Here is a 26945-nt window from a genome sequence, read left to right as displayed (position 1 = left end):
AAACAATGTTAAATTTACCTCTGTCCATTATCCTAACGCATATGTTTTAATAGATATAGATTTTAAAAATAAGCGCCAATAAGATTATTTAAGCGAATTAAGTACATTATGTTCATGAATGATCATGCTTAACGGGGGAGCAAAGTATGCGGTTACAAACGAAATTAACCCTATTAATTTTATCTTTATTGTTATCTATTATTATTGTATTTGGGTATTACTCCCAATCGTTAATTACCAAATCCTTAACGAACCAACTTGGGAATCGGGTGTTGTCGATTGCCGAAACAGTGGCATCCATTCCTGAAATCAGACAAGCCTTTTCTACAAAAGACCCCTCGCACACCATCCAACCAATAGCGGAAAAAATCCGCAAGCAAACCGGTGCCCAATTTGTGGTTGTGGGCAATACGGAGAAAGAGCGGTATTCACATCCTGTTCCAGACAGAATTGGGGGAATAATGGTAGGAAAAGATAATGACAAGGCATTGCAGGGGAAATTTGTTATTTCACAGGAAAAAGGGTCTATGGGTCCATCCTTGAGAGGCATAGTCCCCATTTATAATAAAAATAAGGAAATCATCGGAATTGTAGCGGTGGGTTTTTCACTAGAAAGTATTGAAACTATTAAAATGAATTACCGTAATAAGATTATTTTCATCTCATTCGGAATTCTTTTCGTAGGTATTTTGGGTGCCATGCTTATCGCCCGTAGCATGAAACGAGCCATCCTTGGACTGGAACCGAAAGAAATCACCCAGTTATATCAGAAAAATAAAGCTATATTGGAATCCATCAAAGAAGGGGTCGTTGCAGTAAATTTAGATGGAACCGTTACCATGGTTAATCAACAAGCCATACATATGCTCCACTGGTCAAATGAAAAAGAGGTTCTTGGAGCAAACATCCTGGATATTTCACCCTATTCTCCTTTACTGGAAATCATCGAAAAAGGGGAGGCCGTATTTGATCAGGAATTTTTTATAAACGAAGAAGTCTTTATTGCCAATTACATGCCCATTAGGGACGCAAAGGGGAATATTGCCGGCTGGGTTTCCAGTTTCCGCAGCAAATCGGAACTTTATCGGATCACCCAGGAACTCTCCCAAGTAAAACAATATTCGGAAGCATTACGGGCTCAAACTCATGAGTATTCGAACAAGCTCTATATGATTTCTGGGCTCATTCAGCTTAAATCGTACCAAGAAGCCATCGACTTCATTGCCCGTGAATCCGATATTCAACAAAATCTATTGAATTTTATTAGGCAGGAAATTCCGGATGTGATGATCTGCGGATTGCTCATCGGCAAATTAAATCAAGCGAATGAATTAAAAATTCATTTTGATATCGACCGGGAAAGCTGCTTTAAAGCTATTCCGGCAGTAATTGAACGTGAAAGTCTGACAACCATTATTGGCAATCTGATCGATAATGCCATCGATGCCGTAATGAAACCTGGGGTCCACGCAAAAAATATAAAAATTTTCTTCGCAGACTATGGAAATGATCTCATCATTGAAGTGGAAGATTCCGGTACTGGCATTTCACCGGAACACCAAGAAAAAATATTTGAAAAAGGTTTTTCAACAAAAAGAGTGAAAAATCACGGGATTGGCCTATTTTTGGTTCAAAAGATCATCCAGAAATTAAATGGATATATTTCTTATTCACCAAACCCAGAGGGCGGGTCTATTTTTACTGTCATTATACCTAAATCTTAAAGTTAGCCATTATAAGGAGGATTACCAGGTGAAAATCCAACAACAAGATAATATCTCAGTACTGATTATAGAAGATGACGTTCGAATTGCAGAAATTAACCGTCGGCTGGTGGAAAAAGTCCCCGGATTTCAAGTGATCGGCATTGCTACTGATGAACAACAGGCAAAAGACCAATTGGCTATTCTCAGTCCCGATTTAGTTTTGCTCGATATTTATTTTCCTGATATGAACGGATTGGATTTTCTGCAAGTGATCAACAGTGATTATCAAGAAACAAATGTTATTATGATAACAGCATCCCGTGAAATCAATTCGGTCAAAGAGGCTCTTCGCAGTGGTGTTTTTGATTTTATTGTGAAGCCTTTAGTCTTTGAACGTTTGAAAAACTCCCTCGAGAAATATCAAGAGTTTCGGAGCAAATTGAGAAAAATACAAAATGAAAATCATAATGTCAATCAGGAAGAAATTGATGAGTTATTGGCCAGGGTCGGACAAAAGGAACAACTCACACCCTATCTTCCCAAAGGAATTGATAAAATTACCCTTCAAAAAGTAACAGAGGTTTTAAATCAAACACCCGAGGGCCTGAACGCAGAAGGGCTTGCAAAGAAAATTGGCATCAGCCGCCCCACTGCCCGCCGTTATTTGGAGTACCTTGTGGCAAAGGAACAAATCAGTGCCGATTTGTCATATGGAGAAGTGGGCAGACCTGAAAGAATCTATCGAAAAAAATAAGGTTGCCTATATGAAAGGATGGTTTAAGAACCATCCTTTTATTTTTTGTCGTGAACAAAATGTTCAAAATTATCAATAATAATCTTTTTATCTCTTATTCTCGTAATATTCATTTTTAATATCTTTATTGGTATTTTAAATTTAGTCAATATTTAGACATAAAAACGAAAGGAGAAAGAAAGCAGTTATTTTGATTGTTTTTTAGGGCTCTTTTGTAAACGTTTTCGATAAGTTAAACCGTAATTCAGTGATTTTAAAAAATAAGGAGGAACATCAATGGCATTAAGAAAAGAAGTACCAGTAACAGTAGCGCCCGAGGTCGTATCAAAAACAGGTTTACTAAATTATAATATGTACGGGTTGCCATTATGGGCATGGTTTACCGGTGTACTAATTCTTGTTTTTGGACAATTGACGAAATCTTACCCTGTAAGCTTTGCCGGGGATATTCTTGTTTTATTTGTTGTTGGCTTTTTCTTTGGAAAAGTGGGCGATACTCTTCCAATCTGGAAAGATTATCTTGGCGGCGGTTCCCTGCTTGCTTTCTTGGGCGCCTCCTATTTAGTATCTACAGGAGTCATTTCGACGGATGTAGCTAATGGAGTAAAGTCCCTTTTCGACGAAATGGGTTTGCTTGACTTTTTTATTGCCGTCATTATCACAAGCTCTATTCTATCTATTAATCGAAAGTTCCTAGCTAAAGCAATCGGTGGATTTATCCCATTAGTTCTTGTTGGTACAGCTTTCGCCTTTATCGCAGCAATTGTTGGTGGATTGATTGTTGGTGTCAATTATAAAGAGGTCATCATGAACTATGCTCTTCCAATTATGGGCGGAGGAAATGGTGCTGGTGCCATTCCTATGAGCCAAATTTGGGGACAAGTGACTGGCAAGGATCCTAAAATCTGGTACTCTTCTGCCATTACCATCTTAACCATTGCTAACATTTTCGCTATTATGGTGGGTGCTTTATTAAATGGTCTTGGAAAGAAAATGCCGAAATGGACAGGAAATGGCGAATTAATTAAAGGGCAAGTTACAGAGAAAAAGAAAGAAGCAAAAGTGAAAAATACTGCTACGATGGAAGATGCTGCTTTTGGTTTATTTGTTGCAATCGCTTTCTTTGGCCTTGCAAATTTAATTGGAGTTGGCTTGCTTCCAAAAATCGGTCCATTCTCCATTCACCCTTATGCCTATATGGTCATTCTATTAATCATGGCTAATGCACTAGACATCATTCCACAACGTGCAAAAGATGGATTAAAAAAAGTTAATGAATTTATGATGGGAAAACTTTTATTCGTCTTTTTAGCAGGTGTTGGTATCACTTATACCGATTTTAGCGCCCTAATCCATGCCTTATCCCTTCAAACAGCCGTTATCTGTTTATTTACAGTTTTTGGAGCTGTAGCTGGATGTTGGATCTTTGCGAAATTGGTTGGATTCTATGAAATTGAAGCATCCATCGCCGGCGGTCTATGTCACGTTAACCGCGGCGGATCAGGCGATCTTGAAATATTAGGTGCATCCAATAGGATGATTTTAATGTCCTATGCTCAGCTGGCTACCCGTCTAGGCGGAGCTATCATCCTTGTGCTTGCAAGCTTTTTCTTTGGTCTGTGGGCAAAGTAAATCAGATATAAAAGACAAACAGGGCTGAGAAGTGCGACATTCACAGCCTTGTTTTAATCATTCGACAAATAAAAGGACAGGTGCTAAATCATGTGGGTTATAACAGCCTTTTCAGATAAAAACGGTACTAAAATGTATGAATTTGACACGGAAAATGAAGCTAGAGCAGCTTTTAAAAATATACAAGGTTACAAGATCCTAACTGAGTTGATTGACCTTGAACCAGCTTTCTCATTAGTAATGATTTAATTCTTTTTTAAAAGTACTACAATTTATTTGATGGAGTGATTATGAATGGCATTACAATTGCTGCAGCGAACTCAAACGATTGTTCGTTATCAGAATCGTAACGGCAAAATATTTTACGGCATGGTTGAAGATGATGAAATTTTGCAATTGTCCAGTAACTTTACTGAAATTGCAAACAATGAACTTAAATTTGACGGTTTAAGAGTTAAATATAATGATGTGAAAATACTAGAGCCTGTAAATCCCTCAAAAGTAATTAATTTCGGCTGGACCTATGCTGCACATGCACAAGAGACGGGTGGAACAGCTAACCTCAAAGAACCATTTTTATTTTTAAAACCTACTACTTCCCTGATCCCAGATAGAGGGGAAATCGTCCTTCCGCCAAGCAACTTAACCCATCAGGTCGAATTGGAGGGGGAAGTGGCACTTGTTATTGGAAAAAGAGGCAAAAACATAAAAGAAGCAGACGCATTGGATTATGTATTTGGCTGTACGATATTTAACGATGTAACGGCAAGAGATCTTACCAAAAAGGATCCCCAGTTTACCCGTGGTAAAGGATTTGATACCTTTGGACCACTGGGTCCGTGTATTGTGACAGGTATAGATCCAACTAATTTACGAATCGTTACTACTTTAAATGGAAAAGTTGTTCAGGACGGAAACACGAACCAAATGTCTTTGTCTATTCCTTTCCTGATCAGCTGGGTTTCACAAATTATGACATTGGAGCCTGGTGATATTTTGGCTACAGGTTCACCTGCTGGAAGTTGCCCAATGAAATCAGGCGACATGGTATCTGTAGAAGTAGAAAAGATCGGGAAGCTGTGTAATTTTGTCATATAAAATATATTTAACATAACCATGAAAAGAAACAGGCAGGTTCTATCAGGATCTGCCTTTCCTTTTGTTAATGGCTCCCTAATCCTAATCTAGTTCAAAAATATATTGGATAATCTTACTTTAAGAGAAAATCATCTAAATATTTTATTACTTCCTCTCTCTTACCCGACACTTTTTCGGCCCGCTTTATGTCTTTATCTAGCTTCTCTAAAGATTCCTTTAAAAGTTCTTGTTCTGCTGCTTGAGGAATGATCACGACGCCATCGGCATCCCCCACAACGATATCTCCCGGATGGACAGTAGTTCCACCGCATGAAATAGGAATGTTAATCTCCCCCATCCCTGCTTTTCCACTGGCTGCCACAGTCGTCCTTTTACAAAACACCGGATAATCCAACTCTCTTATCCCCTGTATATCCCGAACAGCCCCGTCGACAATGATGCCACGAATCCCCAATGTCTGTGCCAAACCGACAATAAAGTCTCCCGCGATGGCCCGGTAAGTATCACCTTTGGCATCGATCACTAATACATCTCCTGGATTTGCCTCCCTGATGGCCTTTAATACAACCAAATTGTCTCCTACAGGCATTTTAACCGTAAAAGCTCTGCCTGCCACTCGATATTCATCTTTTAAAGGCTTTATCGCTGGATCCAAATTATTGAGACCTTGCATTGTATCAGAAAGACAAGTTGTTGGAATCTTTTCAAACTCATTCACAATACTCATTTTTCATATCTCTCCCTAAATTGATTACTTGAATAATCCTCTTAATCAAATATTAACTCAAAATTTAATAGGTAAAGAAATAGTTTTAATTCATATACAGCTATTCCAAATAGGAATACCAAATAGAAAACGCGTTTATGAGGTACACAAAAAAACAGATGAATTTGAACATTATGTGGCAAAAAAGAGACGTATTTTTGACTATTAGGAGTAACCATTACATACGTCACTATTCTTTAAAAACCCAATTGTTAGAATTAGTGAATATTAAGCAGCACTTAATAAACTAATGAAACGGGGTTATTTTTTATGAATATTCCACAATTGAAAATAGGTCATATGATTCCGAAGTTTCCAATCTTACAAGGTGGTATGGGTGTAGGCATTTCTTTAAGTGGACTTGCTTCTGCCGTTGCAAATGCTGGGGGAATTGGGATTATATCAGGAACTGGGATTAGCATCGATGAAATGCGCTCACATATAAGGAAGGCGAAAGAAAGTGTAAAGGGTTCCGGCTATATCGGAGTAAACGTTCTTTTCGCTATGAATGACTTTGCTGAAAAAATGAAAGCAGCCATTGAGGAAAAGGTTGATTTCATCATATCAGGCGCTGGAATTTCAAGAGATATGTATGCTTGGGGCAAAGAATCAGGCATACCCGTCCTGTCAATTGTGTCTTCCGCAAAGCTAGCTAGATTGTCAGAACGTCTTGGTGCTTCTGCCGTTGTTGTAGAAGGCTTTGAGGCTGGCGGACACCTTGGTACGGAAAGACCTTTATTTGATATTTTGCCTGAAGTGGTTGAAGCTGTTAAGATTCCCGTTATTGCTGCTGGAGGAATTATGACTGGAGAGGATGTTGCAAGAGCTTTACGTATGGGGGCGTCTGGGGTACAGATGGGAACTAGGTTCGTTGCTAGTGATGAGTGTGATGCACCATTATCATTTAAAGAAAAATATGTACATGCCGAGCAGGAAGATATCCGTTTGGTAAAAACCACGGTTGGACTCCAGGGTCGTGCCATTAAGAACCAGTTTATTGACCTTATCTCTGATAATAAAAAGGTCAAAATAAAAAAGTGCTTAGATTGCCTAAAAAATTGTTCTTACCGTTTTTGTACACTAGATTCTCTTATCACTTCTATGAATGGAGATTGCGAGAATGGTCTTGTTTTTGCTGGGTCAAGAGTACATGAAATCAAAGAAATTCTACCAGTTAAAACAATTATCAACAATATTATGAGTGAATATATAGCTTGTATCTGAATTTGAAAGGTGTCTGTCCCCTATGCGTAATGCTAGTAGGTCAGGCATCTTTTTCTGTTAATCTACTTAATAAAAGAAACACAATTAATTTACAGAATATTAAAACTTTTTAATATAGACTTATGATATTGTGAAAATAAGATAGTAAAACGTAATACATATTCAAGCCATCTAGAATGTAAAGTGTACATAAGGAAGGATATAGGCTGATTTAATAACATTTTTGGGACTCTGTTTTCTAGCAAAATCATATTATTAAAATTCAAAAGGAGGTTATGGTTAGATGTTAGAAAGGCAATCAGGACAAAAAGCAATATTGTCAAAAAGGGGCAAGGAAAGTTTTAAGAAAAAAACAGCCTTCCTTGTTTTTATGTGCCTCATATTCTTCGTTTCATTAGGAAATTTATTTATTAAACCTACACAGGCTGCGGTGGGATCTCATGTTGTCATCAGTGAAATTTATGGTGGAGGAGGTAATAGTGGTTCTTCCTACAAAAATGATTATATTGAACTCTACAATCCCACAAGTTCAAGTGTAAGCTTGTCTGGATGGTCTGTTCAATACGCCTCTTCTACCGGTACTTTCAACAGCATTACAAATTTAACAGGCAGCATTGGCTCACATCAATACTATTTAATTAAAGAGGCAAGCGGCGGCGGCGGAACTGTTGATCTGCCAACTGCTGATGATTCAGGTACGATAAACTTAAGTGCTAGCAGCGGAAAAGTTGCATTGGCAAAAGTCACTACCGCAGTATCTGGTTCAACTAATTCAAATGTTGTGGATTTTGTTGGCTTCGGTTCTGCTAATGACTCAGAAACTACTCCAATCGGTACTCTTTCTGACACAACAAGTGCAGAGCGTAAAGACAATAACGGTGGAACTGCTCAAGGCCAAGGGAATGGTTGGGATACGAATAACAATGCTAACGACTTGGTGATTACAAGCAGCTTGGTTCCGCAAAATGCGTCTTCTGCAGCTGAATCTACAACACAAACAGGTACTGATAATGATAATCTAGGATTAGGGAATCCAAGTGGTGCTACAAGTGATACATCCAATTTCAATAATTATTTGATGGTTAAACCTCAATATGATTTATCCTACAATAATAGCAAACACGAGCCTAACTGGGTGGGCTGGCATTTAGGTTCTTCTGACCTTGGAAGCACTCCGCGTCAAGATGACTTCCGTGCTGATACCACATTACCGGCGGGTTGGTATCAGGTTACTGCTAGTGAATTTTAAGGAAGCGGATTTGACAGAGGGCACATGACTCCATCTGGTGACCGTACATCTTCTGTTGCCAACAACTCCGCAACGTTTTTGATGACCAATATGATACCTCAAGCTCCAAATAACAACGAGGTTACCTGGGAAAGTTTAGAATCTTACAGCCGTACACTTGTATCAGCCGGCAACGAATTATATATTATGTCCGGAGGTTACGGTTCTGGCGGCACTGGGTCAAATGGATTTAAAACCACTGTAGGGAATGGCGTTGTCGTGCCAGCAAAAACATGGAAGGTGATCGTTGTATTACCTAATGGTAATAATGATATTAGCCGGATAACAACTTCAACCAGAGTGATAGCTGTGTTGATGCCAAATGATCAAACAACTTCCAGTCATCCCTGGAGCTATTACAGGGTTAGTGTAGATACAATTGAGTTTTTGACTGGTTATGATTTCCTTTCCTCGGTACCTGCAAACATCCAGAGTACCATCGAGGCTAATGTTGACAATGGTCCTACAAATTAAACCCAGGAAACGGTTCTTCTGACTTTTTAAAAGAATAGTGCATGCTCTATTTGAGAAAAGGAATGTGTTCCAATAATCTATTGGTAACACATTCCTTTTTCTTCAAAAACTCCCTCTATTAATTTCTACAATAAAATCAGCCTTTAATTTTACTTTAAGTTTTTAACTCCCGTTTCTAATATTTCCATTTGCAGCAGTGTCTGTTCATCTGTAATGGTTTTATCTTGACCATTTATGATGGCTTCATATAAATCATCATATACTCTTCCATAATCACCATTTACAGATTTTACTTTTTCTTCGTGGACTGTACCTTCTTCATCAATATAGGTCAGTACACCATATTCTTTTATGGTATCTATACCAAAATCTTTGTTATCAGGCATGTAAAATAACTTTAAATGTTCTTCCTGACGATCTTTCGTTTCTTTCACAAAGCACCCTTTTTTGCCATAAACGACGAAGCTAGGTCTTTCTTTAAGTCTAAAATAACTGGATTTTACAGATACCTTTAACTTACCATAATATAAATCCAAATCGAAATAATCATTCATTCTGCCTTGGCCTAATAATTGCCTTACATCATAATGTATATGATCCGGCTTGCCAAAATAGCTGATGACCTGATCGAGTGTATGACAACCATGTCCATATAAATAGGACGAATTAGGATCAAATTCATGAACAGACTCTGGTACCTCGGGACGATAATAGTCAAAATGCATTTCAACTTCCAGCAAGTCCCCTATTTTCCCTTCTTCAATGACCTTTTGAACGGTTAAAAAATCACTGTCAAAACGCCTGTTTTGATACGTCTGAATAATTAATCCTTTCTCTCTAGCCATTGCAAATATTTCTTTTGCCTGTTCTGAGGTTTCCATAAAAGGCTTTTCAACCAAACAGTGTTTATGATGTTCTAATACTAATTTTGCGTATTCAAAATGACTGTCATGTCTTGTGCAAATCACAATGAGTTGAATGTCCTTATCATTTAAAAGTTCATCTAAATCAGAAGTATAATTGACTCCTGCAATTCGATCCCAACTTTCATGCTTAGGATTTCTTTGATAAATTGTTTTTACCTTTATATTCTCTCTTTGAAGTACGAACGGCAAATGATATCTGTTAGTGCTTTTCCCATTTCCAATATAACCAATAGTAAGCATAGCAGCCCCCTAAAAAATGTTTATAAATAATATCTTCTGATCATACTATTCAACCTATTAATATAAAAAGCACCTCCATAAATTGATAGGTTTATCAACCCGGAGGTGCTGTTCTATTTGTAGATTTATTACATTAAGTTTATTAAGTGGAAGACGATACCAACCACAAACAAACCAAGAATCATAACGATTGGAGAAACTTTCTTCTTAAGCAGCCACATGCAAAGGAATGTGATTAGCAATCCAGCTAAACCAGGAATTAAGCTGTCTAAGTTGCCCTGTAAAGTAGTTACTTTAACAGGTTCTAATGAAAGACCAGCAGCTTGCTGCTCCAACGCTGCTTTAATCCCTTGTGCACCGGCAGGTAAGTTAGTCCAGTCAATATAGGCACCTTTGGAAAGTTTAACGGAAGATACAACTGGCGTGAATTTTACAGATACCCAACGGTTAACTAAAGCACCAAGGATGAACATACCTAGGATTGATGCACCTTTAGTAATATCTTGTAGTACTCCGCCAGATAAGTCGTCAGTAATTTTAGAACCTGCTTTATAACCAAATTCTTGCGTATACCACGTGAATCCCATACGAATAAGATTCCATAAAACGAAGAAGATAATTGGCCCAAGGATGTTACCTGTCAAAGCAAGGGAGGCGCCTAATGCACCAAGGATTGGTCTAACTGTGAACCAGAAAACCGGATCCCCGATACCTGCTAAAGGACCCATCATACCGACTTTAACCCCTTGAATGGCTGTATCGTCAACCGGTGCACCATTTGCACGTTCTTCTTCAAGCGCTAGTGTTACACCAATAATAGGTGAAGCAACATATGGGTGAGTATTAAAGAACTCTAAGTGACGTTTTAGCGCCGCAGCACGATCTTCTTTTGTTTTATATAATTTTTTGATCGCTGGAATCATTGAATATACCCAACCACCGTTTTGCATACGTTCATAGTTCCAAGAACCTTGAATGAAGGTTGAACGCCACCAAACAGACATACGATCTTTTCTTGATAATCTCAATTCATTAGCCATTTTTATGCCCCCTCCTTCTTAGTAACTATCAATAATATCGCCTAGTGGGTCACCGGAGTTTGTGTTTCCGCCATTACCTGAACCGCCTTGTTTAGAAAGCGCTAAATAGATAAGTGCAAGAGCCACACCGATAGCACCTAGACCGATAAGTGTGATTTGTGAAACAGTCGCTAATACGAAACCAATTGCGAAGAATGGCCATACTTCTTTCGTAGCCATCATGTTAATAACCATTGCATAACCAACGGCTACGACCATTCCCCCACCGATTGCTAAACCGCCTGTCAACCAAGTTGGCATAGCAGTAAGTAAGTCTCTAACCGGAGCTGCACCAATCGCTACAATTAATGCAGCCGGGATTGCAATACGTAACCCTTGCATGCAGATAGCGACGATTTGCCAGAATTCAACTTTTCTGATGTTTCCTTCATTAGCTGCAGCATCCATAAAATGTACCAATGCTGTTGCAATCGTACGGACGATGATTGTTAATAAAAGGCCAGCAACTGCAAGCGGAACAGCAATCGCAATTGCCGAAGCCACACCAGCTTTACCTTGTCCACTTAAGACTAAAATAATGGCAGATGCAACTGATGCTAACGCAGCATCCGGAGCTACGGCAGCTCCGATATTTGCCCAACCTAAAGCAATCAGTTGAAGCGTACCACCTAAGATAAGACATGGTACTAAGTTTCCTGTAACTAAGCCGATTAACGTACAAGCAATGAGTGGTTGGTGGAATTGGAATTCATCTAAAATTCCTTCTATACCAGCTAAAAATGCTACGATAATGACTAATATTATTTGAATCAAATTCAAATCCATGATATTAATCCTCCGTTTTCTTTAATAATGGATTACTTTTGTTTGTTTAACTCCTCTTGAGCCTTCTTGATAATTTCGTTCATGTCACCTTTTGAATCGTTTGGAACTTTGCGTACATCGAAGTTCAAACCAAGTTCTTTTAACTTTTTAAAAGTATCAATATCAGCTTGGTTAAATGCCAGCACCTTATTCGGTTGAACTTTACCAGGTGAGTGGGCCATAGAACCAACGTTGATCGTCTTCAATGGAACGCCACCCTCAACCGCTCTAAGCGCATCTTGTGGATTTTCGAAAAGAAGCAACGCACGCTGGCCGCCGAAATGTTGATCATCTTTGGCAAGCTCGATCATTTTATTGATAGGAACAACGTGTGCCTTTACACCTGGAGGAGCAGCCTGTTGGATTAATTTCCTACGAAGTTCATCCTTAGCTACTGCATCGGATACAACGATGATACGTGTAGGCTGTGTAGTTTTAGTCCAAGCAGTCGCTACTTGTCCATGAAGTAAACGAGAGTCGATACGTGCTAACACGTATTCAAATTTACCAGGAGCGCCTGCATTTGATGGTTTAGCGGCAGGTGTAGCAGATACTTCTGCTGGTTCTAATTCTTCAGGTTTTACTTTAACCCCTTCTTTAGCTGTGCCCAAAATATTTGCAGCAATATCACGCGCTTTATTCATTGAGAAGCGTGATGCAAAAGCTTCAATGACCATTGGTAAATTCAAACCAGCAACGATTGCCCATTTGTCTTTATGTTCTTCAAACAAGCTGTTGGCCTGATTGAAAGGAGTTCCACCCCAAAGATCGACTAAGAATAATACTTCATCTTGGTTATCAAAAGAGGCAATTGCTTCTTTCATTTTTGCCTTTACATCATCAGGTCCTTCGCTCGGCATCAATGTAACAGCTTTTACATTTTCTTGTTTTCCAAAGATCATCTCTCCAGATTGCAAGATACCATTGGCAAATTCACCGTGACTAGCAATGATAATTCCTACCATCTTTATACCTCCTATAATTATTGTTGCAGCTCTTTTTAGCCCATTTAAAGTGATTACAGTTTTCAACAAAAACAACAAAAAAGGCATGAGCAAAAAGTTGATTAAATGAAGATTTGGGTATAGAATGCCCCTACTACTCCATTTTAATCAATACTTTTCACTCATGCCTGATCGAATCAGTAACACGTAAAAAATAATGGCGATGTATATTTGGATTTTTTTTGCAAACGCTTAATATGAAGTGCTAAACATAAGAATATTTTGCCCTAAATATTTTTCCCAGTGCTTGCTGAATCACTTTAATAAGCTTCCAAAGAAATAATAGCATACCGGTATACCTCTTTCAAGAGAGAATTTATTTTTTTCAACAAAAAAGACAAGCTTCAACCTGTCTTGTATGCAAACCTATTACTTTTTAAATTTACTTTTCAAACCGCGTTTAATTACCTTAAAGAAACTTAATGATTGGACCATATGATTCGGATCGACGTATACACGAATGGCTCGCAATACTTTTTTCGGATCTTTTGAAGAAAATGTAAACATTCCATTTCGCTTAGTTCTGATTGCAAAACGTGGGATCCACTTCCCTTTGAACATGACTGACGCGATGACGTGATCAACTTCTTCCCAAGGAATTTGAATAAACTTATGAGCATCACGACTATTGAAGAATTCAAATCCTTTGTCTCCGATCATAATCTTACCATAATCTGCCACGCCTATATGGGATGTGGCATCAATAACTAAATCGACTTTTGTATTGATTGATTGGACCATTTGATCTACTCCATTTCTTTCTTTCTTTGAATAAAAATTATTATACGCGTTTTATCGCTTTAAGCAACAAATACTTGTGACAAGTTTCTGTATTATCATTAATAGACCCATTTAATTGAAACGCCCTTGGGCGTCATCCCATTTTTTACAGCAATTATTGTTGCGGATGTCTATACCAATAAAAATAATTTATTTGGTCAATTCCTGTTTTAATCCTAAAAAATCAAGACTAAACTTTAATTGCTAATTAAAAATTGGTATAGACAACTATATATAATAGATGATACAATTTATAAGGTTTTAGAAAGGATGTAATCAAATGACTTCAAATTTTAAGGCTATTTTGCTCAAGGGCATACAGATATATACAGATGGTAATTGGATTGAAAATGGCTATATAAAAATAAAAGATCACAAAATAGTGGAAGTAGGGCGGACAGAAAATCACTTCTTGGAGGAAGATTTTGAGGTTTTGGACATTCCATTACAATATAAAGCTGTTCCTGGTTTTATTGACGTTCATATCCATGGTGCAAACGGCTCAGATACAATGGATGCCACAAAAGAAGCTTTGGAAACAATAGCACAAGCACTTCCGGGTGAAGGCACCACAAGTTTTTTGGCAACAACCATAACACAGGGAGAAAAACAAATTGAGAGGGCCTTAGTTAATGCAGGTGAGTACATCAAAGATGGTCAAACACCAGGAAAAGCGGAAATACTGGGAATCCATCTCGAAGGTCCCTTTGTGAATCCAAAAATGGCTGGCGCACAGCCGATTCAATATATTATTGGGTCAAATCTTGAGCTATTTCAAAAATGGGAACAACTTTCAAGACAAACCATTAAGCTTGTCACACTTGCACCAGAATTACCGGGTGGTCTTAAGATGGTTCAGTACTTAAAAGCTAATGGGATCATTGCCTCCATCGGCCATACTGATGCAACTTATGAAGAAGTGTTAAACGCCATTGAAGCCGGAGTAAACCACGTTACTCATTTATACAATCAAATGAGGGGTTTGCATCACCGGGAACCAGGCGTTGTGGGAGCTGCCTTTTTGAAGGAAGAGTTAAAGGCAGAATTAATTGTGGATGGCGTTCATAGTCATCCGGACATGGTGAAGCTGGCTTACAAGCAAAAAGGGAAAACAGGCCTCATTTTAATTACCGATTCGATGCGGGCCAAATGTTTAAAGAACGGACATTATGATTTGGGCGGTCAAGATGTAACGGTTCAAAATGGAAAAGCGGTCCTCAGCGACGGAACCCTTGCAGGAAGTATCCTGAAATTAGGTCAAGGGGTTAAAAATATGATGGCATTTACAGGTTGCCGGCTTGAAGATGCCGTTGAGATGGCGGCTGTAAATCCAGCAAAACAATTGAATGTTTTTGATCGAAAAGGATCCATTTCCGAGGGAAAAGACGCTGATCTTGTGATTCTGGATGAAAACCTTGACGTCTATATGACATTATGCCGCGGGCAAGTGGCTTTTTTAAAGGAGGAACATACAAAATGAAGATTATTGAAGCAAAGGATTACCAAGATTTGAGTAAAATTGCGGCTGATTACATTATAAAAAAGGTATGTACCTTTCCAGAGTTGAAACTTGGCCTGGCTACCGGCGGGACTCCTATTGGTATCTATTCAAATTTAATTACCGATCATCAAAAAAATGGAACTTCCTATCAAGGGGTTACCACTTTTAATCTGGATGAGTATGTCGGGCTTTCAGGAGATCATCCAAAAAGTTACCGTTATTACATGAACCATAACCTATTCGATCATATTGATATCCAAAAAAACAACACATTTGTTCCTCTTGGAGATGTGGATGATATTCAAAGAGAATGTACAACCTATGAAAATTTGCTTCAAGAACATGGAGGAATTGATTTACAAATCCTTGGAATTGGAAATAACGGTCATGTTGGATTTAATGAACCCGGAACATCTTTTGATTCGGAAACTCATGTGGTGCAATTAACTCCTTCAACCAGAAAAGCCAATGCGAGGTTCTTCAGCAGCTTAGAGGAAGTACCAACACAAGCGATCACAATGGGAATATCCACCATCATGCAAAGTAAGGAAATTCTGTTACTCATTTCGGGGGAACAAAAGAAAGATGCATTGAATAGACTTTTGACCGGGAATATAGATAAAAACTTTCCTGCTTCAGTTTTGAAAAACCATCCAAATGTTACAATTATTGCAGATACGGCAGCCTTTGCAGGTTCAAAAGTTCACAGTTGAGGTTTTGTCTTTTTTATAAAAAACTTGGACACGCATAATACCGAACTTTGCGATGACTCCATCCCAATAAGCAAAAAGAAATTCTTGAAAAACAAAAAAGTGCCTGCTTAGTTTCAAGCTGTTCTGCAGGCACCTTTTATGGACAGAATATGCGTAATCTCTCTTGTAAACTCTTTAAAACTCCTACTGGCATCTCCTTGACCTTGATATCCTTGCCTAGGAAAAGCAGCCAGCTTATTATTTCAGTAATTTCTTCTGGCTTATTAACATTGATAAAAGTCTTTAGAATGGCTGTTGCTTGGTATGGATTTGTGTAGGAAAGTGAAACCTTTAAGGGGTGGTATTTTTTAAACTGAGCAATCGCTTTCGGGCCAAGTTCAATGACAAGATTGATTTCTTCCTCCTGCTTACTTAGTGTTTCTAAAATCTTTTTCTCACTTAATCTTTTTTTCTCTGAGTACGGTTTGACATTGTTGAGATTGTCTACATAAAAAATCCGCTTCTTTTCTTCCTTTAAGTCAAAGCCTTCAATAAGCCACAGACTTTTTTCACGATAAAGGTGCAAGAGATAAATGGCATACGACTTGATTATCTCCTCTTCTTTGATGGTGACCAATAAATATCTATCTAAAAGAAGGATTTGGATGAGTTTTTCTAACAGGGGATGGGGAAGATCTGAAAGATCTAGCAGGTCAGGATTATTTGGATTAGTCCCTTCAAATAGCAAAATTTGATTTAAAAGAACAAGGTCATCTTGCTGATTTTCTGAAATGAGGCCCAGTAACTTTTCACCTAAAGACTGACGACTCTTTAGATAGGGAAGTTGTTGATTTCTTGTGGCCATAAAGGCGATAAAAAGAGCCTTTACCTCATTATCGGTAAAGTGAACATCGGGCAGTACAGAGTTATGCATGACAAAATAGCCCCCATCCCTCCCAACTTCAGCAACAAGAGGCATCCCCATCGACTCGATTTCTCTAATATCTCTAATAGCTGTTGAACGAGAGATATTAAATTCTTGCATAATTTCAGAAATGGTAAAGTGGGAGCGGTTGTTGATATACCTCATGATGGTATTAATCCGTTCAACTTTTTTCATCGGGACTCCTAAACAGTATCATTTTTTGACATGGTTTAAGGCTATTATAAACTCAACAAATGAAAAAACAAGTCATTTGATATATTTAAGAAAGGGATGGTATTGAATATGGCAAATTATACAGTGGAAGAAAAGGATAGCTTTATCGTATTAGGTATTGGAACGGAGCTTAAGAGCGATTACACAGACTATGCTGGCATAAGCAAGGAAAAGTCAGATTTTTGGCAAGCAGTCAAACAAGATGGAAGACTCGACACTTTAAAGGCCGTAGCTACTAATGACTACATTTTTGCCGTGAACGAAGCGGTGAATAACAAGATGATGCATTATGCTGGGGTCATGACGAATGCATCATTACCAGAAGCATCAAGAGTGATTCAATTTCCTAAGGGAGAATACCTGGTGGTAAAAGGGGAAGCAGAGACGGCTGAGGCATTAAGTAATATGCTTACGGGTATTGCCTTTGGCCAAGTCTTGCCAGAAGCAAAAGGTTTTGCCTATGTTGGCGGACCAAATACAATGGTTGAGATGGGACAGCGAAACGGGTTCATTTTTGGTGAGTTCTGGATTCCTGTTGTTAGGAAATAACGAGATAAATGGAGGAATGGAAATGTCCTATATCGTTGATTTTAATAATGTGTCTACGGTTGGTTTAGAGTCTTCACCTGTAGTGGAAGCACTTGCCGGTTTACGTGCTCATGAGGCCCGTTACTTTATGAACAAATACAAGCATGAATTTACGGTTGTACCAGCTAGTGAGTCCTCGGAGACCCTTGATTATGTGAACCGAATTTTAAAAGAAGAACGTGAAATTGAATTTGCAGCCAAACCTTTAGAAACATCGCGTTTTCAAGTGGAAAATATCATATGGACCTACGTCTTTTATGAGGATGGCCTTGAGGTCAACGTCCTGTATACGGTTGATAACCCTAAAAAACGCGCCGTTGGTTTTAAGCTTTCCGAAGGGATGGAGATACCAAAGGAATTAGAAGAGAAGTTTAAGTTTGCCAGACAAAAATCTAAACTAGCTGGAACCATTAGGGGCTCGTTTTTTGTTATTAAAGGAGAATACTAAAATAAACAAAAACAGCACCTCTACATCAAATTAGAGGATGCTGTTACTATTTTTTAAACCTTAAGAAACACGTTTGGTATGGTCATCTCCTGCTGCACGCCTTCCGATACCAAACGCGAAATAGCTGATTGAAACAAGCGCCAGAAAAACAATCCCTACAACAAGTGATACACGAGTATCTTTATTAAACCACATTGCTACTAATATTAGAATGAGAAAAGCGATTGTCAGGTAGTTTGATATAGGGGTAAAGGGCATTTTGAATGGATGATTGTCCATTTTGTCACCTTTCACTTTTCTGAATTGGATTTGGCTGATTAAAATAACAAACCACGGAATCATCCCCGGAAGTACACTAGCACTATAGACATAGACGAATAAATTTTTGGGCGCAATATAACTTAAAATAATACCCACTGCCAAACCAATCAGTACACCGAAGGTACTTAAAAGGGGGACCCCATTAGAAGATAGTTTCGTAAAGATTTTTGGAGCCTGTCCATTTACCCCCAATGTGTAAAGCATTCGGCCTGCACTGTAAATCCCGCTGTTACACCCGGACATTGCCGAAGTGATGACAACAAAGTTAATAATTCCGGCTGCCGCTGTAACTCCGAGTTTTGCAAATGTTGCTACAAACGGACTGCCAATTGAATGTAGTTGGTTCCATGGGTAAACCGTCACAATCACAAAGATTGCCCCAATGTAAAAAATTAAAATCCTCCAAATAATGCTTTGGGTCGCTTTTGTTAACGTCTTTTGCGGATCCTTTGCTTCTCCGGCTGTAATCCCGATTAATTCGACACCCTGGTATGCCCCAATAACAAGTGACAGTGCAAAAAGGAACCCTGACCATCCGCCTGTAAAGAAGCCTCCATGTTTCCAAAGGTTTGTCAACCCGGTTGGAGTTCCTCCATTTCCAATTCCAAAGAAAATGAGACCCAATCCGGCAACGATCATGACTAAAATAGTGACGACTTTTATCAACGAAAACCAAAATTCAAATTCACCAAATGATTTTACGGAAATTAAGTTGGCTGTTCCTAGAATCACAAAAGCAATTAATCCTGGGATCCAAGCGGGGAGATCCGGGAACCAATATTTCATATATGCCCCTACAGCAATAATTTCTGACATCCCCACAATCACCCATTGAAACCAATTGCTCCATGCCGTTAAATATCCTGCCATTGGATGAATATATTTATAGCCAAATGTTGCGAATGAGCCCGTGCTTGGCTCCATGTATAACATTTCTCCCATAGCCCGCATAATAAAAAAGATAAAAATCCCTGCGATGATATAGGCAAGCAATACAGACGGACCTGTCCATTGAATTGTACTTGCTGAACCCATAAATAATCCGACACCAATTGTACCGCCCAACGCAATCATTTGAATATGACGCGATTTTAAGCCTCTCTTTAATTCTTTCGTTTCCACTTTTGGCCCCCCTCTTCCTACTAATTGTGGTCTACTAATCTTTCTGAATTATTATTCGATTATAATGGCACAACGGAAAAAATACAAATGTATTTTTGGGGAAAACACTTCTTACCTAGCTTTTTTAAATACTAGTCGAAGAGAGATGAGTTTATTTTTGAATATTAGAATAATTTTGTTAATTATCACTATCCATTAGTATAATTACCTACCTCTGATCAAATTCTTGAGAAAATTTCATTGGGTATTCATGGATTTAATGAATTATCCAGACTGGAATTTATTCATCATGACAAAATACAGCAGATCCACGAATGAACAAATAAAAATTAACATATTTATTTCAAAACTGGTCGATTGGAGTTGGTTGCTTGAGCAATTTTAATCCAGAAAAACTATTTGTGGCATACAGCAGCGGCGTTACTGCTACGGAACCTGTTATACCAAGATGTTACACACTCACTCACTCTGATCTTACTGGAAATCTATTTTTAACAATTGGAATTCGTTATGCCTGGGAAAATATCAATCCTAATAGAGATGAAGTATTAGGAGTATGGCAACAAAATGGAGGTTTTTTGCACTTTTATGTTTATTTATATATAGACCAAGGTGAATATAACATAAATGTATCTGCAAAACGCAATGAAATATTTAAACGTGAGTTACCACTTGCATTAACAGCTATTCGATACGGTGATAGGTTCTTATTCGACACATACCCTAATCTAGAACAATCTTTACTAATTATTAACTTTATGTCCGCTTATCCTCAGTTTGCTAGACAAGAATGCTGGGGAACCTTCCGCCATAGATGGAATTATTAATAATGCTGGAATTCTACAAATGGGATAATTAATGTCTATGTAAATGGTGAGAAGCAGTTCACAGGAAGCAATTTCCATAACGCTTTTTCTAACAAAAATGCAAGCTTTGGCTTAGGCGTTAACTATTGGGATACACCATTCAAAGGTGAAATGGATAACCTTCGCGTTTATTGCGGAGCACTCACACCGAGACAATTAGCTGAGTTATCTAGGTAATTTATCAATATGATTTAAAGCCGATATCAATGGATATCGGCTTTCGTTTATCTGAAAGCAACATCTTTTGCTTTCATCACTATATGTTTCACGTGAAACGTCCTTTTATTCAGAAATTTGTGCTGCAAACCGAGCCGTGATTTGCTGTGGACGTGTAATCGCTCCTCCAACAACCACCGCATATGCCCCTATTTCGAGGGTTCTTTTTAGCATTTCAGGGGTGATGATATTGCCTTCAGCAATAACTGGAATCGACACTTCTTTTAAAACATCTTTTAAAAAGGCAAAGTCATTATCATATAGCTTACAGCCACTTGTTTCTTTTGTATAGCCTAAAAGGGTCGTTCCCAAACAATCAAACCCTAGTTTTTCAGCATTTATGGCATCCTCAATGGATGCAATATCCGCCATAAGCTCCACGGTCGAGCTTTTTCCCCGAGTATAGGAAACAAGCTCTGCAAGAGAAAGATTTCCCGGACGTTTTCTCATGGTAGCATCTAGAGCAATCATTTCACAGCCACTCTCAATTAATTCGTCAATTTCCGTTTTTGTAGCCGTGATATAGATTTCACTGTCTTCGTAATCCCTTTTCACAATACCGATAACAGGAAGAGGAACTTCCTTCTTAATAGCAATAATATCTTCTTTTGTATTCGCGCGAATACCGGAGGCACCGCCTTCTTTTGCTGCAAGAGCCATTTTCCCCATGATAAACGAGCTGTGAAGGGGTTCATCGTCCAATGCTTGGCAGGAAACAACTAAACGGCCTTTAATTTCATTCAGCATTTTATTCACCTACCATTTCTTCTACTTCATTATTGAAGATGATTGTAAAATCATGATTATAGTATATTTATATTGCAGGACTTTTAATAGCTATAAGTAGAAAATAACCAAAAAACTGCCTCGGTTTATGATAAGGTTCACCGTAACTGTTTAAGTAGCAGTCTTTTTTTAAATACTAATTAATATTTAACGGAATATTCACACTCATATGCTCGGCTTTTTTATAAAATAAGCTTAGAAATGTTGAAAGGAAGTGGCCTATGAAAACTTAAAAACAGAACAGAATCAGAAGAATTATTGAAAATGTGATCTTTAAACACACGGATGGAATTAACACAAGAGGAAAAGTTTCAATATTTCAACCTGGAAAAAGGTTATGAGGGTGAGTTGAAATTTAACCGAATGGCAGAATGTCTTCAAGAGGAAAGTTACATCATCAATGACTTGCTGCTTAAAATAAAGAATTCCTATTTTCAAATTGATACAACGCTTATTTCATAGAAAGTCATTCGCCTGCTGGATGTGAAAAACTTTGAAGGTGACTTTTGCCTGGAAAAGGACAGATTTTACGCTGTAAAATCCGGTCGAGAATATAAAAATCCAATCACTCAATTAAGTAAATGCGCATCCCAATTCCGCCAACTGCTCCACGACCTCAAGCTTTACTACCCCGCTTCCGCCTCCGTCATTTTAATTAACCCTGAATTCACTTTATACAACGCGCAAGTCGACCACCCTATTATTCTCCCCAATCAGGTTAACCGGTTTTTAAAAAGTATAAATAGCACATCATCTAAATTGAATGATGGCCATAAAAAACTGGCCAAACAATTACTTTCATTACATCAAGCTAAAAATCCATACTCGCAGGTACCAAACTATCAATATAAGCAGATGAAAAGGGAAATGTACTGTAAATTTTGTAGCTCCTTTTTAGTCTCTCTACAAAATCATATCTTTGTTTGTGGAAAGAGCGGAGGTCATGAAACGGTTGAGGATGCCATTCTCCGGAATGTAAAGGAATTTCAGCTGCTATTTCCTGAGCAAAAGATTACGACTTATGAATGGTGCAATGTCGATTTGTCCAAAAGGACATTTTGCAGGGTACTAAAGATTACCGCGGTTGGAAAAACAAGTGATTCCTATTATATAAATTTTGTTTTGATGGAGGATTGGTCTTTATTCGGACAAAGTCACACCTATTTGGCTTGCCCTTGTCGGAAGTTCATCCGACTTCGGACACCATCTCATCTTTTTGGTATTGCCTTGTCCGATGTTCATTCGACTTCGGACACTGCTTCATCTTTTTGGTACTGCCTTGTCCGAACTTTACTCGACTTCGGACACCATCTTATCTTTTGGGTATTGCCTTGTCCGATGTTCAACCGACTTCGGACACCACTTCATCTTTTTGGTATTGCAGTGTCCGATGTTTACTCGACTTCGGACACCACTTCATCTTTTTGGTATCGCCTTGTCCGATGTTCATCCGACTTCGGACACCATCTCATCTTTTTGGTATTGCCTTGTCCGATGTTTACTCGACTTCGGACACCACTTCATCTTTTTGGCCTTACCCTGTCCGATGTTCATCCGACTTCGGACACCACTTCATCTTTTTGGTATCGCCTTGTCCAATGTTCATTCGACTTCGGACACTGCTTCATCATTTTGGCTTTACCTTGTCCGAACTTTACTCGACTTCGGACACCACTTCATCTTTTTGGTATTGCCTTGTCCGATGTTTACTCGACTTCGGACACCACTTCATCTTTTTAGTAGCGTCTTGTCCGATGTTCATTCGACTTCGGACACTGCTTCATCTTTTTGGCCTTACCCTGTCCGATGTTCATCCGACTTCGGACACCACCTCATCTTTTTGGCCTTATCTTGTCCGATGTTCACTCGACTTCGGTCACCATCTCATCTTTTTGGTACTACCTTGTCTGAACTTTACTCGACTTCGGACACCACTTCATCTTTTTGGCCTTCCCTTGCCCGATGTCCATTCGGCTTCGGACACCACTTCATCCTTTCGGCCTTCCCTTGTCCGATGTTCATCCGACTTCGGACACCACTTCATCCTTTCGGCCTTCCCTTATCCTATGTTCATCCGACTTCGGACACCACTTCATCTTTTTGGTATCGCCTTGTCCAATGTTCATTCGACTTCGGACACCACTTCATCTTTTTGGCATTGCAGTGTCCGATGTTCATCCGACTTCGGACACCGCTTCATCTTTTTGCCCTTCCCTTGTCCGATGTTCACTCGACTTCGGACACCGCTTCATCTTTCCTTTAAACGGAACAAGTGCTTTCGGAAGGGACTTCCACCAAAGTATAATTTGAATGATGATCTTGGGAAATCAATTGGAGCCTTTAATCAGCGTTTATTAATCATTAAATAGGGAGGAAACCCATCGAATTTCCTCCCAACATGCTAAGTTAGTATGAGTATAGAACTTAAGCTTTTTTGATACTAACTTTGACTAAATCCTTCTGGACAGTCTCCAGAAGACATTTACAGTTTTTCAGTTTTTTTTATCAAGTCTTGTACCCATGTTTTTTACAATTAATAGTAGAAATTCTATCCACATTGTGACAGTTTCGAATGATACTTATGCACCTGTTAATCCACTGGGTTTACACTTCTTTTATTGAAATAACGATTCTATAGTCATCTTCAATGGTGTCCTTTAGGTCCCTGAGGTCCTTTAGACCACTGAGGTCCTTTAGGCCCAGGAGGTCCTTTAGGTCCCGGAGGAGAAGGTAATTCTACAACAGATTTACTACAGGATGGCGGATTTGGTTTAGGACATTTAGTGACAGTTGTAGTGGTGGATGTAGTAGATGTTGTTGTTCTTGTAGTTGTTGCTGTAAATGTGGTTGTTGCTGAGGTCGTCGCCGTGGTTGTCGCTGTAGTTGTCGCTGTGGTTGTTGCTGTGGTTGTCGCTGTGGTTGTCGCTGTGGTTGTCGCTGTGGTTGTTGCTGTGGTTGTTGCTGTGGTTGTTGCTGTGGTTGTCGCTGTGGTTGTCGCTGTGGCTGTGGCTGTTGTTTTTGGGCGATTATTAAATCTTGAATCTACACATATACTATCTACGCCCGTACAACATTCAACTTCTTGGAAAAGGACTGAAACGGCAATAAAATCAGAGTCATCAGGTTCTTGATCGAAGCAAATGCGAAATTCTCCTCTTTCACCTAGAGTAATTATTTCTTGATCATTTGAAAGCCCTACTACTAAATTTGCTTCAATAAGGCAATTGGCTGGGTAGCCATTATCTGAAATATATAGTGTTCGCTCTTTATCAAGGGATTGTACACCAGTCACATTCAGTTCGCCATTCAAATGCAAACAAAACGAGCCAATCTTCCCACTAATATCACACTCATCTTCTTCCAGGTTATTAATCGTTAGCAAAACACAGTTTGGAGACTCTGGGTCCTGTACTACTCGTACAGTTGCTAGTAAACATTGGTCACATTCGTCACTGATAAGAAAGGCATCTATGCGACTTACTACCATTATTGGATCACTCCTTTTACAGATAAAATTTTTAATTTACTATATACAGTATGACTAAAATCCTTGCTGAATTGGGCATTTCCCTAGTTACTTTTTGTAATTTATAAAATGCGTTATTGAGGGCGGTACCAACTCCCTACTGATATATTTTTACCGTGAATATGCCAAATGATATTTTAGAGAATTATCAACATTATCATCTTTTAGTCCATGGATACTCCAAGCAGTCCTCCACTGCAAATCCTCAAAATTGTTATCATCCTTAATATTACGTAAAACCTGAAATGCCTTATGATTAAACGCATAAGTCTGAGGCATTAAAAAATTATTATCAGGAAAATGACCACCTAGGCTTTTATAAACACCTTTTGATACAAAATAATTATTTAACTGAAAACTAATTTTTGAAGTTAAAATATCACAAGTATTTGTCTTAAAATATTCCACTATTGTTTTGATATAGTCTTTTTTGTGTATATCATCATCATCAATTTTAATATATAAATCATAAGGTTGTGGATCTTGTAATGCTGTAGACATGGCATTCGTATGGGTGCTGGAATTTTTTTCATATTGGATTATAAATCTATCATCGAGTATATCATCAAATAAGACTTGGTAATTTAAAACCTCAGATTCATCATCATACATAATGCTTATTGAGTGGGTAAAATTTGTATAAGACTGGTTTTTTATATTGAGAATACATTGACGAAGCATGTATGGGCGTTTGTACGAGGGTGTAAATAACAGGATTTTCATTTAATGTTCCACCTCCCTCCACTAACATGAATGTATGTCTAAACCTAGATAGTTGATTTCTAAGTTAAATGTATGTGAAGAAATAGTATTATGTTCTAGTTTGATTCCTACCCCACACCATCAGTTTATTATAAATTAGAAATTTTTTTTGCATGAAGATGCCAGCAGTAGTCACATATACAATCTAAAGAGTCCTCTTGAACATACACTAGGAGAACCAACAAAGAAAAAAGGAGCGGTAACCTTGTATATTGTGTCGGCAACAAACGATCATTATGCACAACCCTTAGCAGTGATGTTAACTTCACTGTTAAAAAATAACAAAACCAATAACTCTATCCATATTTTTATCCTTCACGGGGACCTTTCTGACATTAACATAAAAAAGCTGGCCAGAGTGACTGAAAAGTTTCATGCGACGGTTACATTCCTTAAAGTGGATGTACAGTTGTTTGAGGGCTTTGTGTTAAGCACGGGAGGGCAAAAATACATTAGTAAAGAAGCCTATTACAGAATTATCATTCCCGACCTACTAAGTGAAGATATCTCTAAAGCATTGTATCTTGATTGTGATATGATCGTGAGAACCGACATCTCGGAATTGTGGGAAACTAACATAGACAAGTTTGATTTAGCTGCAGTAGACGAATCGCGGGTCATGACAGGTCTAGACAGACAAATTCGAATGAATAGACTGTCATTACCTTCGGAAGCTTATTATTTTAATTCAGGTTTATTATTAATGAATCTAAAAAGGTGGAGGGAGAAAAAAATTTCCTCCGAATTAATACAATTTATTAAGACCAATCCTGAAAAGCTTGCACTACTAGATCAAGATGCATTAAATGCAGTCTTTTACAATCGATGGCTTCGTTTAGACGATAAATGGAACTTTACAACCGCACATTCCACCATGCTGCCGTTAGAAAAATCTGCGATTATCCATTTTACTGGACCCGAAAAACCTTGGAATTCTGAGAATCCGTTTAAGATCAAGTACCTAAGATACCTGAAAGCATCCTTATGGGAGAAACCCTTATAATCAAGCATACATTTTCATCCTCCTCTACGAATGTTTGTAAAAATGTACGAAAAAATCAATAACAACAAAGCGAGTAACTAAAATATCGAAACATCGTCCCCAACAAATACGCTCCTCTATATGTCAAAATAGTCCAATCGACCAGCACAACAATTGAAT

26 protein-coding genes and 1 pseudogene are annotated in these 26945 nt (G+C 38.4%); 16 read left to right on the top strand and 11 right to left on the bottom strand.

Annotated elements, in window-relative coordinates:
• The first annotated feature begins 146 nt into the window (after positions 1 to 146).
• The 5 genes from JOC76_RS15935 (at position 147) to JOC76_RS15915 (ending at position 5190) form a co-directional block, all read left to right on the top strand.
• Positions 147 to 1724 (top strand): ATP-binding protein, encoded by a 1578-nt coding sequence (locus tag JOC76_RS15935; protein WP_205179044.1) that lies wholly within the window; start codon positions 147 to 149, stop codon positions 1722 to 1724.
• 28 nt (positions 1725 to 1752) lie between these two features.
• Positions 1753 to 2460: a response regulator gene (locus JOC76_RS15930; protein WP_307784733.1), complete on the top strand. Its 708-nt coding sequence runs from the start codon at positions 1753 to 1755 to the stop codon at positions 2458 to 2460.
• Positions 2461 to 2736: 276 nt separating this feature from the next.
• Positions 2737 to 4092 carry a 2-hydroxycarboxylate transporter family protein gene (locus JOC76_RS15925; protein WP_205179042.1) on the top strand — a complete coding sequence of 452 codons (1356 nt, stop codon included), beginning with the start codon at positions 2737 to 2739 and terminating at the stop codon, positions 4090 to 4092.
• 90 nt (positions 4093 to 4182) lie between these two features.
• Entirely contained in the window at positions 4183 to 4341 is a 159-nt protein-coding gene (locus tag JOC76_RS15920; protein ID WP_205179041.1) for a hypothetical protein, read from the top strand.
• Positions 4342 to 4386: 45 nt separating this feature from the next.
• Positions 4387 to 5190 carry a fumarylacetoacetate hydrolase family protein gene (locus JOC76_RS15915; protein WP_205179040.1) on the top strand — a complete coding sequence of 268 codons (804 nt, stop codon included), beginning with the start codon at positions 4387 to 4389 and terminating at the stop codon, positions 5188 to 5190.
• A gap of 112 nt (positions 5191 to 5302) precedes the next feature.
• Here the strand turns inward: JOC76_RS15915 and JOC76_RS15910 are convergent, their stop codons facing one another.
• Positions 5303 to 5917 carry an RraA family protein gene (locus JOC76_RS15910; RefSeq protein ID WP_205179039.1) on the bottom strand — a complete coding sequence of 205 codons (615 nt, stop codon included), beginning with the start codon at positions 5915 to 5917 and terminating at the stop codon, positions 5303 to 5305.
• A gap of 309 nt (positions 5918 to 6226) precedes the next feature.
• On the opposite strand from JOC76_RS15910, the gene JOC76_RS15905 reads away from it, so the two are divergent.
• Together JOC76_RS15905 and JOC76_RS30055 are read left to right on the top strand one after the other, a co-directional pair.
• Positions 6227 to 7180, top strand: coding sequence for an NAD(P)H-dependent flavin oxidoreductase (locus JOC76_RS15905; protein WP_205179038.1), 954 nt, complete (start codon positions 6227 to 6229; stop codon positions 7178 to 7180).
• Between the two features lie 283 nt (positions 7181 to 7463).
• A pseudogene (locus JOC76_RS30055) lies at positions 7464 to 8942 on the top strand (DNA/RNA non-specific endonuclease).
• Positions 8943 to 9091: 149 nt separating this feature from the next.
• Here the strand turns inward: JOC76_RS30055 and JOC76_RS15890 are convergent.
• From JOC76_RS15890 to JOC76_RS15870, 5 genes are all read right to left on the bottom strand, one after another.
• Positions 9092 to 10108, bottom strand: coding sequence for an oxidoreductase (locus JOC76_RS15890; protein ID WP_205179033.1), 1017 nt, complete (start codon positions 10106 to 10108; stop codon positions 9092 to 9094).
• 128 nt (positions 10109 to 10236) lie between these two features.
• A complete protein-coding gene (locus tag JOC76_RS15885; protein WP_205179031.1) occupies positions 10237 to 11148 on the bottom strand; it encodes a PTS system mannose/fructose/sorbose family transporter subunit IID in 912 nt (303 codons plus the stop codon).
• An 18-nt stretch (positions 11149 to 11166) separates the two neighbouring features.
• Complete coding sequence (locus JOC76_RS15880) at positions 11167 to 11973, bottom strand: PTS mannose/fructose/sorbose transporter subunit IIC (protein ID WP_205179030.1); 807 nt, start codon at positions 11971 to 11973, stop codon at positions 11167 to 11169.
• A 32-nt stretch (positions 11974 to 12005) separates the two neighbouring features.
• Positions 12006 to 12977 carry a mannose/fructose/sorbose PTS transporter subunit IIA gene (locus JOC76_RS15875; protein WP_205179029.1) on the bottom strand — a complete coding sequence of 324 codons (972 nt, stop codon included), beginning with the start codon at positions 12975 to 12977 and terminating at the stop codon, positions 12006 to 12008.
• Between the two features lie 408 nt (positions 12978 to 13385).
• Positions 13386 to 13757, bottom strand: coding sequence for a DUF956 family protein (locus JOC76_RS15870; protein ID WP_205179028.1), 372 nt, complete (start codon positions 13755 to 13757; stop codon positions 13386 to 13388).
• A 319-nt stretch (positions 13758 to 14076) separates the two neighbouring features.
• On the opposite strand from JOC76_RS15870, the gene nagA reads away from it, so the two are divergent.
• Both nagA and nagB read left to right on the top strand, forming a co-directional pair.
• Positions 14077 to 15276, top strand: a complete 1200-nt coding sequence (gene nagA, locus JOC76_RS15865) for an N-acetylglucosamine-6-phosphate deacetylase (protein ID WP_205179027.1) — start codon at positions 14077 to 14079, stop codon at positions 15274 to 15276.
• The gene (nagB, locus tag JOC76_RS15860) at positions 15273 to 16010 is read left to right on the top strand and encodes a glucosamine-6-phosphate deaminase (protein ID WP_205179026.1); all 738 of its coding nucleotides are present in this window, start codon (positions 15273 to 15275) and stop codon (positions 16008 to 16010) included. The genes nagA and nagB overlap by 4 nt, the downstream gene beginning before the upstream one ends.
• Positions 16011 to 16146: 136 nt before the next feature.
• On the opposite strand, the gene JOC76_RS15855 is transcribed toward nagB, so the two are convergent.
• Positions 16147 to 17109 carry a helix-turn-helix transcriptional regulator gene (locus tag JOC76_RS15855; RefSeq protein ID WP_205179025.1) on the bottom strand — a complete coding sequence of 321 codons (963 nt, stop codon included), beginning with the start codon at positions 17107 to 17109 and terminating at the stop codon, positions 16147 to 16149.
• A 108-nt stretch (positions 17110 to 17217) separates the two neighbouring features.
• Between JOC76_RS15855 and JOC76_RS15850 the strand changes: the two genes are divergently transcribed.
• Together JOC76_RS15850 and JOC76_RS15845 are read left to right on the top strand one after the other, a co-directional pair.
• A complete protein-coding gene (locus JOC76_RS15850) occupies positions 17218 to 17697 on the top strand; it encodes a GyrI-like domain-containing protein (protein WP_205179024.1) in 480 nt (159 codons plus the stop codon).
• A 22-nt stretch (positions 17698 to 17719) separates the two neighbouring features.
• On the top strand, positions 17720 to 18184 hold the full coding sequence (locus JOC76_RS15845; RefSeq protein ID WP_372441959.1) for a DUF8821 family protein: 465 nt from the start codon (positions 17720 to 17722) through the stop codon (positions 18182 to 18184).
• A 60-nt stretch (positions 18185 to 18244) separates the two neighbouring features.
• On the opposite strand, the gene JOC76_RS15840 is transcribed toward JOC76_RS15845, so the two are convergent.
• Positions 18245 to 19627, bottom strand: a complete 1383-nt coding sequence (locus JOC76_RS15840; protein WP_205179022.1) for an amino acid permease — start codon at positions 19625 to 19627, stop codon at positions 18245 to 18247.
• A 371-nt stretch (positions 19628 to 19998) separates the two neighbouring features.
• Between JOC76_RS15840 and JOC76_RS15835 the strand changes: the two genes are divergently transcribed.
• Both JOC76_RS15835 and JOC76_RS15830 read left to right on the top strand, forming a co-directional pair.
• The gene (locus JOC76_RS15835) at positions 19999 to 20454 is read left to right on the top strand and encodes a staygreen family protein (RefSeq protein WP_205179020.1); all 456 of its coding nucleotides are present in this window, start codon (positions 19999 to 20001) and stop codon (positions 20452 to 20454) included.
• Positions 20455 to 20478: 24 nt separating this feature from the next.
• Positions 20479 to 20670 (top strand): LamG-like jellyroll fold domain-containing protein, encoded by a 192-nt coding sequence (locus JOC76_RS15830; protein WP_205179245.1) that lies wholly within the window; start codon positions 20479 to 20481, stop codon positions 20668 to 20670.
• A 105-nt stretch (positions 20671 to 20775) separates the two neighbouring features.
• Here the strand turns inward: JOC76_RS15830 and JOC76_RS15825 are convergent, their stop codons facing one another.
• A complete protein-coding gene (locus JOC76_RS15825; RefSeq protein ID WP_205179018.1) occupies positions 20776 to 21456 on the bottom strand; it encodes an N-acetylmannosamine-6-phosphate 2-epimerase in 681 nt (226 codons plus the stop codon).
• Positions 21457 to 21780: 324 nt separating this feature from the next.
• Here JOC76_RS15825 and JOC76_RS30050 point away from each other — a divergent pair, with 324 nt between their 5' ends.
• Both JOC76_RS30050 and JOC76_RS30045 read left to right on the top strand, forming a co-directional pair.
• Positions 21781 to 21957 (top strand): NERD domain-containing protein, encoded by a 177-nt coding sequence (locus JOC76_RS30050; RefSeq protein ID WP_239557757.1) that lies wholly within the window; start codon positions 21781 to 21783, stop codon positions 21955 to 21957.
• 21 nt (positions 21958 to 21978) lie between these two features.
• Complete coding sequence (locus JOC76_RS30045; protein WP_239557756.1) at positions 21979 to 23235, top strand: hypothetical protein; 1257 nt, start codon at positions 21979 to 21981, stop codon at positions 23233 to 23235.
• Positions 23236 to 24139: 904 nt separating this feature from the next.
• Here JOC76_RS30045 and JOC76_RS15815 read toward each other — a convergent pair.
• Positions 24140 to 24982, bottom strand: a complete 843-nt coding sequence (locus tag JOC76_RS15815) for a hypothetical protein (RefSeq protein WP_205179016.1) — start codon at positions 24980 to 24982, stop codon at positions 24140 to 24142.
• Between the two features lie 150 nt (positions 24983 to 25132).
• Complete coding sequence (locus JOC76_RS15810) at positions 25133 to 25744, bottom strand: glycosyltransferase (RefSeq protein WP_205179014.1); 612 nt, start codon at positions 25742 to 25744, stop codon at positions 25133 to 25135.
• A 253-nt stretch (positions 25745 to 25997) separates the two neighbouring features.
• On the opposite strand from JOC76_RS15810, the gene JOC76_RS15805 reads away from it, so the two are divergent.
• Positions 25998 to 26786 carry a glycosyltransferase family 8 protein gene (locus JOC76_RS15805; protein ID WP_307784736.1) on the top strand — a complete coding sequence of 263 codons (789 nt, stop codon included), beginning with the start codon at positions 25998 to 26000 and terminating at the stop codon, positions 26784 to 26786.
• Positions 26787 to 26945 lie beyond the last annotated feature (159 nt).

Source organism: Neobacillus cucumis (assembly GCF_016908975.1).
GTDB classification, from domain to species: Bacteria; Bacillota; Bacilli; order Bacillales; family Cytobacillaceae; genus Neobacillus; species Neobacillus cucumis.
This window is presented reverse-complemented; position numbering and strand designations above follow the sequence as displayed.

Excerpts from the sequence above, each read along its gene's own strand:
- JOC76_RS15825 (WP_205179018.1), bottom strand. The coding sequence starts at position 21,456 with ATGCTGAATGAAATTAAAGGCCGTTTAGTTGTTTCCTGCCAAGCATTG.
- JOC76_RS15880 (WP_205179030.1), bottom strand. The coding sequence starts at position 11,973 with ATGGATTTGAATTTGATTCAAATAATATTAGTCATTATCGTAGCATTT.
- JOC76_RS15935 (WP_205179044.1), top strand. The coding sequence starts at position 147 with ATGCGGTTACAAACGAAATTAACCCTATTAATTTTATCTTTATTGTTA.
- JOC76_RS15920 (WP_205179041.1), top strand. The coding sequence starts at position 4,183 with ATGTGGGTTATAACAGCCTTTTCAGATAAAAACGGTACTAAAATGTAT.
- JOC76_RS15850 (WP_205179024.1), top strand. The coding sequence starts at position 17,218 with ATGGCAAATTATACAGTGGAAGAAAAGGATAGCTTTATCGTATTAGGT.
- JOC76_RS15875 (WP_205179029.1), bottom strand. The coding sequence starts at position 12,977 with ATGGTAGGAATTATCATTGCTAGTCACGGTGAATTTGCCAATGGTATC.
- JOC76_RS15915 (WP_205179040.1), top strand. The coding sequence starts at position 4,387 with ATGGCATTACAATTGCTGCAGCGAACTCAAACGATTGTTCGTTATCAG.
- nagB (WP_205179026.1), top strand. The coding sequence starts at position 15,273 with ATGAAGATTATTGAAGCAAAGGATTACCAAGATTTGAGTAAAATTGCG.
- JOC76_RS15810 (WP_205179014.1), bottom strand. The coding sequence starts at position 25,744 with ATGAAAATCCTGTTATTTACACCCTCGTACAAACGCCCATACATGCTT.
- JOC76_RS30050 (WP_239557757.1), top strand. The coding sequence starts at position 21,781 with ATGGAATTAACACAAGAGGAAAAGTTTCAATATTTCAACCTGGAAAAA.
- JOC76_RS15870 (WP_205179028.1), bottom strand. The coding sequence starts at position 13,757 with ATGGTCCAATCAATCAATACAAAAGTCGATTTAGTTATTGATGCCACA.
- JOC76_RS15910 (WP_205179039.1), bottom strand. The coding sequence starts at position 5,917 with ATGAGTATTGTGAATGAGTTTGAAAAGATTCCAACAACTTGTCTTTCT.
- JOC76_RS15855 (WP_205179025.1), bottom strand. The coding sequence starts at position 17,109 with ATGAAAAAAGTTGAACGGATTAATACCATCATGAGGTATATCAACAAC.
- JOC76_RS15815 (WP_205179016.1), bottom strand. The coding sequence starts at position 24,982 with ATGGTAGTAAGTCGCATAGATGCCTTTCTTATCAGTGACGAATGTGAC.
- JOC76_RS15905 (WP_205179038.1), top strand. The coding sequence starts at position 6,227 with ATGAATATTCCACAATTGAAAATAGGTCATATGATTCCGAAGTTTCCA.
- JOC76_RS15890 (WP_205179033.1), bottom strand. The coding sequence starts at position 10,108 with ATGCTTACTATTGGTTATATTGGAAATGGGAAAAGCACTAACAGATAT.
- JOC76_RS15885 (WP_205179031.1), bottom strand. The coding sequence starts at position 11,148 with ATGGCTAATGAATTGAGATTATCAAGAAAAGATCGTATGTCTGTTTGG.
- JOC76_RS15845 (WP_372441959.1), top strand. The coding sequence starts at position 17,720 with ATGTCCTATATCGTTGATTTTAATAATGTGTCTACGGTTGGTTTAGAG.
- nagA (WP_205179027.1), top strand. The coding sequence starts at position 14,077 with ATGACTTCAAATTTTAAGGCTATTTTGCTCAAGGGCATACAGATATAT.
- JOC76_RS15925 (WP_205179042.1), top strand. The coding sequence starts at position 2,737 with ATGGCATTAAGAAAAGAAGTACCAGTAACAGTAGCGCCCGAGGTCGTA.